Annotated in this window: 5 protein-coding genes and 3 tRNA genes; 2 read left to right on the plus strand and 6 right to left on the minus strand. The window is 39.9% G+C overall.

All coding sequences use genetic code 11. From position 1 onward, the window contains the following. Positions 1–41: 41 nt before the first annotated feature. From ACXAG7_RS17075 to ACXAG7_RS17095, 5 genes are all read right to left on the minus strand, one after another. Positions 42–830 (minus strand): phage integrase SAM-like domain-containing protein, encoded by a 789-nt coding sequence (locus ACXAG7_RS17075; RefSeq protein WP_476667583.1) that lies wholly within the window; start codon positions 828–830, stop codon positions 42–44. Positions 831–1,036: 206 nt separating this feature from the next. Beyond that, positions 1,037–1,110: transfer RNA gene (locus tag ACXAG7_RS17080), tRNA-Arg, on the minus strand. A gap of 6 nt (positions 1,111–1,116) precedes the next feature. Then, a tRNA-Pro gene (locus ACXAG7_RS17085) sits at positions 1,117–1,191 on the minus strand. A 23-nt stretch (positions 1,192–1,214) separates the two neighbouring features. Next, a tRNA-Ser gene (locus tag ACXAG7_RS17090) sits at positions 1,215–1,297 on the minus strand. A 101-nt stretch (positions 1,298–1,398) separates the two neighbouring features. Further along, on the minus strand, positions 1,399–3,462 hold the full coding sequence (locus tag ACXAG7_RS17095) for an HD family phosphohydrolase (RefSeq protein ID WP_476667584.1): 2,064 nt from the start codon (positions 3,460–3,462) through the stop codon (positions 1,399–1,401). Between the two features lie 106 nt (positions 3,463–3,568). Between ACXAG7_RS17095 and ACXAG7_RS17100 the strand changes: the two genes are divergently transcribed. Further along, positions 3,569–4,744 carry an acetyl-CoA C-acyltransferase gene (locus ACXAG7_RS17100; protein ID WP_408044770.1) on the plus strand — a complete coding sequence of 392 codons (1,176 nt, stop codon included), beginning with the start codon at positions 3,569–3,571 and terminating at the stop codon, positions 4,742–4,744. A gap of 21 nt (positions 4,745–4,765) precedes the next feature. After that, positions 4,766–5,533 (plus strand): C40 family peptidase, encoded by a 768-nt coding sequence (locus tag ACXAG7_RS17105; protein ID WP_408044771.1) that lies wholly within the window; start codon positions 4,766–4,768, stop codon positions 5,531–5,533. A gap of 75 nt (positions 5,534–5,608) precedes the next feature. On the opposite strand, the gene ACXAG7_RS17110 is transcribed toward ACXAG7_RS17105, so the two are convergent. Then, positions 5,609–6,789: AAA family ATPase (locus tag ACXAG7_RS17110; protein ID WP_476667585.1), on the minus strand; the 1,181-nt coding region annotated here is incomplete at its 5' end.

Consider the following 6,789-nt stretch of genomic DNA (forward strand, 5'->3'; position numbering starts at 1 on the left):
ATCATTACGGTTATCAGTAATACTATTAAATTTAAAAACCATTATACCTTCTTTTTAAGCTCAGAAATTTCAGTACTAACTCTAGTTTTGAGTACCCTAGCATAATGCTCCTGTGTTACTTGTAATCTAGAATGCCCTAATAATTTTAGTTCTTGAACTGATAGATAAACAAGTTCAATTTTATAACTAGTTGCTTTATATAGAGCAAATGGATTTCTTTCTAAATAATTCTCATCTATTCCAAATTGAATAATCTTTCTAACCCTCTGTAAACTTCTATTTATAGTGGCTTGACTTAGTTTGAGTTCTACTTTAAAATAGTACTCTAAATCTTTTATAAATTTTAAATCAAGCTTACTTAATTTAATATCACTTTTCTTGTACTTGAACTTTATATATCTTTCAACCTTTCTCTTATTTTCAACATACCTACTCCAAGAAACCTCTTTAAAATCAATTCCAATAAGCTTTTTAGTTTTCTCATTATGTATATCATACAATTCTAATAAAGTTTTCTCAACCCTAGTATTTTTACCTTTGTACTGACTATATATATCATCAACACTAAAATCTTTATGTTGTAATTGTAACAATAAAAAAGCCTCATTAATCTTTTGACTAATAAGGCTCAGTTTTGAATTTACAATTTTAGAGTTTTCTACTTTCTTTAAAAGCATTTGTTTCTTACTATCCCAATGATTAGGATTAATGAATAATCCTGTAGCAAACTCTATTCTTTTCTTATTATAGGTAATTCTACACTTCATAGGACAAAGTCCTTTCTTATTAATCTTACTCCCATTACATATAAACAGGACACTTAATTTCATACTCATAATATCTTACTCTATTATGTTAGTAAAAAATGGGACACCTAGAATTTAAAAGTGGGACACCTAAAAGGACACCTTAAATACTTTTATCTAGATAATAATTAGAGAAAGGAATAGCAATACACTATTTTGAGTAAACACACTACAGATACTATTAACTCTAGAAAACAAAAAAGCCTTACTAAAACTAGTAAGGCTTATTGTGATCGCGACAGGATTCGAACCTGTGACCGTCTGCTTAGAAGGCAGATGCTCTATCCAGCTGAGCTACGCGACCATTGTGTCGGGGTGGCAGGATTCGAACCTGCGACCTCCTGCTCCCAAAGCAGGCGCGATGACCGGGCTACGCTACACCCCGATTGGGTCATCTACAATTGTTTGCGGAGAGACCGGGATTCGAACCCGGGCAACGAAAAACGTTGACAGCTTAGCAGGCTGCTGCATTACCACTCTGCCACCTCTCCTTAATTCTTAATTTTTGTTTCCGATTATTGAATTAAAAATTGCGAGTGCAAATATATAACGGATTAACGTATCTGCCAAATTTTTTTGACGTTTTTTTTCGCTAATCTGGATACTCAACACGTAAGTGGTAGATATTCATCAACTTATTCTTTATAATTTTTTTTATTTTTTCTATCTCCCGAAACGTGATATCCGAATTTATGAACTGATTGTCGCTTTTTTGCTTGTCAACTATCTTGTCAATCAATTCGTCGATTTGCTGTGCCGTTGGCTGTTTTAAACTTTTCGATGCCGCCTCCGCAGCATCACACATCATCAAAATCGCCGTTTCTTTCGAAAAAGGTATCGGACCCTGGTATTGGAATTTTTTGATGTCTACCTCCGTGTTAGGGTTGTTTTCCAATTCCTGCTTGTAAAAATAATAAGTCACATTCGTTCCGTGATGCGTGCGTATAAAGTCAATAATCCGATCCGGTAAGTTGTTTTTCTTGGCAATCTCAATGCCCTTGATCACGTGATCCAGAATGATACGCGCACTGTCTTTCGGCGATAAGTCGTTGTGGGGGTTAACACCCGTTGCTTGGTTTTCCGTAAAGTACATCGGATTAACCATCTTTCCAATATCGTGATACAACGCGCCCGTGCGCACCAACATCGAGTTCGCCCCTATTTCATTCGCAGCCGCCTCTGCTAAATTAGCAACCTGCATCGAGTGCTGAAAAGTTCCCGGTGCTTTCTCGTTCAGCTCCCTTAAAAGTTTGGAGTTCGTGTTGGACAATTCCAACAAAGTCACATCCGAAACCAACCCAAATAGCTTTTCGTAAAAATAGATAAAGAAAACCGCTAAAAACGACAACAGGCCATTCGCGGCAAACAGTCCGAAGTACAACCAGTTTATTTGATCGGCATTTCCCTCCTTGATAATCGAAAAAGCAAAATAGGTAACCATGTAAATCAGGGTAATCTGACCTATCGAGATAAATAAGTTAGCGCGTTTATACAATTCTGACACCGTCAAAATGGTCACGATCCCCGCAATTATATGCAAGTAAATAAATTCAAAACTGTTCGGAACGATAAACCCGAGTAGCAGCACCGTCAAAACATGCGTAAATAAACCCAAACGAGCATCGAAAAAGGCTTTGAGTACTATGGGTAGGATACTGAGCGGAACGACGTACAAATAGGCTGAATTGGTCTTAACCACCATCGTCTGAACTAAAATCATGACGAATACGTTGAAAAAGATAAAAGTCACTTTGTTGTTGTCGTTGTAAATAGACAAACGGTAACGCTGTAAAAATAACAATAACATGAGCAATGCCAAGGAAACGAGTATGGTATAGCCAAATACAATCCAGTTGTAGTTCGATTTGGACCAAATGGTCGACTGTGACGCCTGCTTATACGATTCCAGCACGCTCAAACGCCTCCCTTCGACGATGTCTCCTTTGAGGATAATCAATTCTCCCTTGGCTACCCTACCCTTGGTATACGAAATCTCGTCCAAGGTCGCTTCTAGCTCTTTCTGGGTGAATTTTTCATCGAACCGCACATTAGGACGTGCAATATTGGCCAAACTGGCAAGCAACAATTGCTGATGTCCTAGCGACAAATCTTGAATTTTTTGATGTATGGTAGGGAGTATCTTTTCCGATCGCATTAGCTTGGAGGCCAGCACCTCTTCTGCAGAATTTCCTTTTCGTATTACTATGAGATCGTTTAGGTTTTGCAAGTGATTTTCTACGGTTTCGTTATCGACAAATCCGTATTGATAAATCAGACGTAAAATGGCATTTGCGCGCTTTTCTAAAGCTACCTTTTGACGTATGCGCAACGAGTCGGACAAGGTCCATTGCCTCACCTGATTTTTTAAGGCACTCAGAATTTCTTTGGGAATCTCTTGGTCGTAAACGAAGTACTTTTTAGCCTCGCTCGTCAGCTGTGCTTTCTCTGCCTGTATCTCTGCCTCGGTTTTGTAAATCGCAAAATCAAACGGGGCTATCAGATTGTCGTATTGCCAGGGTTTTCCCGAAACCACATCGTATTTGAACTTCCCTCCTTTCGGAAAAAGATACACTATCGCCACCGCCGTAAATAAGAACAATAGTACTTTGTATACAATTGCATTGTTTTTGTATAACCTATTGATAATTCGATTCATTCTTTTTGATTAAAACGTAAAGATAACCTTTCTATATTATTTGAGTACTTGGCATAAAATAGTTATTTTCGCAAGACTTAATTTAACGCAAATATACATTCAAGATATGAAAGAAGTAGTAATCGCATCAGTGGCAAGAACCCCTATCGGGAGCTTTCTAGGTACCTTATCTTCAGTACCTGCGCCAAAACTTGGAGCTGTAGCTATCAAAGGAGCTTTGGCCAAAATAAACTTAGCACCAGAGCAGGTGGATGAAGTTTTTATGGGAAATGTGGTTTCTGCTGGATTAGGACAAGCACCGGCACGTCAGGCAGCAATTTTTGCTGGAATTCCTGAAACGGTACCTTGTACAACAGTAAACAAAGTATGTTCTTCAGGAATGAAGTCTATCATGTTAGCTGCACAGAGTATTGCCCTTGGTGATGCCGATGTAGTCGTTGCTGGAGGTATGGAAAACATGAGTATGATTCCACACTACCAACACGCTAGAAAAGGAGCTAAATTCGGTCCTGTTACCTTAGAAGACGGGATGCAAAAAGACGGATTAGTAGATGCTTATCAAAAAGTAGCCATGGGTGTTTGCGCCGATGATTGTGCTACGGAATACGAAATTTCAAGAGAAGATCAAGATGCCTTCGCAGTAGAATCATACACGCGATCAGCGAAAGCTTGGAGCGAAGGAAAATTCGCTGACGAAGTAGTCCCTGTAGAAGTACCTCAGCGTCGTGGTGAACCGTTAGTTTTCGCAGAAGACGAAGAGTACAAGAATGTAAAAATGGATAAAATCCCAGCGTTACGTGCTGCTTTTACCAAAGAAGGTACTGTAACTGCTGCCAATGCTTCGACGATTAACGACGGTGGTGCTGCACTAGTGCTTATGTCTGCTGAAAAAGCTGCTGAACTCGGAATTACTCCGCTTGCAAAAATCAGAGGATATGCAGATGCTGCTCAAGAGCCAAAATGGTTTACTACTGCACCGGCAAAAGCTTTACCTAAAGCCTTAGCTAAAGCAGGAGTAGCAATGGAAGAAGTAGATTATTTCGAGTTAAACGAAGCTTTTTCTGTAGTTGGCTTAGCGAATATGAAAATCTTAGGACTGACTGCTGACAAAGTAAATGTAAACGGTGGAGCGGTTTCTTTAGGACACCCATTAGGAGTTTCTGGAGCGCGTATCGTGATTGCTTTGACCTCTATTTTAGCGCAAAACAACGCAAAAATTGGAGCTGCCGGAATTTGTAACGGTGGTGGTGGTGCAAGTGCAATGGTGATTGAAAGAATCTAACAACTTGTAAAACTCGTGTCGATGTTCGGAATTTGTAACCTAAGTATTGTTCCCCTACGCTTAGAACCTTCAGACCTGTCTGAAATGGTGAATCAAGTGCTCTTTGGTGAGCATTTCACCGTGTTAGAGCAAGGAAAAAAATGGAGCAAAATAAAATTAGCTTTTGATGGTTATGAAGGCTATATTGACAATAAACAGTACCGTGAAATTGCGGAAACTGATTTTAGAGAACTCGAAGAATCTGCCAAGCATTACGCCGGCGATTTGATCGATTTTATCACGGATAATTCCAATCGTTTAACGACGATTCCACTCGGAGCTCACCTGCCTTTTTTTAAGGACAACAGCATCCAAATCAATCAGCAACGCTATACCTACGAAGGGAAGTTTAACGCAGGTCCATTGCCAAAAAGCGATATCGTAAGAATCGCGTATATGTTTTTAAACGTCCCTTATTTATGGGGTGGAAAATCACCTTTTGGTATCGACTGTTCTGGATTTACCCAAACGGTGTACAAGTTGTGTGGTTACGATTTGCTGCGTGATGCGAAACAACAAGCAACACAAGGTGAAGTACTGAGCTTTATCGAAGAAAGCGAACCCGGAGACCTCGCCTTTTTTGATAACAAAGACGGCGTAATTACCCACGTCGGAATTATCATGAACGATTACAATATTATCCACGCCCATGGAAAGGTGCGTATCGATAAGCTGGATCACAGTGGTATTTACAATGTAGACACCCAACAACACACACACAAACTGCGCGTGATTAAGCGCTTTTTATAAGTCGTGTTTTGTCAACTTACAACATAAAAAAAATGGATTGCCGAGGCAATCCATTTTTTTGTTAACTATTTTTTTCTATTCTTCATCAATTTCCGTTCGTGTCTCTTCAGGTTTTTCACCTTTTTCGATACTGATACGCAATCGTTTGGTCTCTGAGTCTAAGTCCATAAAAATAGCGTCTCCTTCTGTTAATTTCGAATTGACGATTTCCTCTGCCAAGGCATCTTCAATATACTTTTGAATCGCTCTTTTTAACGGACGTGCTCCGTACTGCTTGTCGTATCCTTTGTCTGCGATATAGTCTTTAGCTGCATCGCTTAACGTTAACTGGTATCCTAAGTCACCAATACGTTGGAGTAACTTATTCAACTCGATATCGATAATCTTGTGAATGTCTTCACGCTCAAGTGCGTTAAAGATGATCACGTCGTCAATACGGTTCAAGAATTCCGGTGCAAACGACTTTTTTAAAGCCCCTTCGATGATGCTCTTCGCATGTGCGTCTTCTTGTTCTTTCTTCGAAGTCGTTCCGAATCCAACACCGCCTCCAAAATCTTTTAACTTACGTACCCCGATATTCGAAGTCATAATGATAATCGTATTTCTAAAGTCGATCTTTCTTCCTAAACTATCAGTGATATGTCCGTCGTCTAAAATTTGCAACAACATGTTGAACACGTCGGGATGCGCCTTCTCAATCTCGTCTAACAACACTACTGAATACGGCTTTCTTCGAACTTTTTCTGTCAACTGGCCACCTTCTTCATATCCTACGTATCCCGGAGGTGCTCCAATTAAACGAGAAATGGCAAATTTCTCCATGTACTCACTCATATCAATGCGAATCAACGATTCTTCCGAATCAAACAATTCACGAGAGAGTACCTTCGCCAATTGGGTTTTACCTACCCCTGTTGATCCGAGGAATATAAATGAACCAATCGGTTTGTTAGGATCTTTTAACCCTACTCTATTTCGTTGAATGGCCTTTACTACTTTGGTCACTGCTTCGTCTTGCCCAATTACCTTTCCTTTGATCATGTTAGGCAATTCAGCCAAACGGCTGCTCTCCGCTTCTGCAACGCGATTTACAGGGATTCCTGTCATCATCGATACTACCTCAGCCACGTTTTCTTCCGTAACTGTTTCTCGGTGAAGCTTTGAATCCTCTTCCCATTGCGCCTGCGCTGACTCCAAGGCCATTTCTAAATTCTTTTCGTCATCGCGTAACTTCGCTGCCTCTTCGTACTTCTGTC

It is taken from the genome of Tenacibaculum sp. AWR4_210, assembly GCF_056160945.1.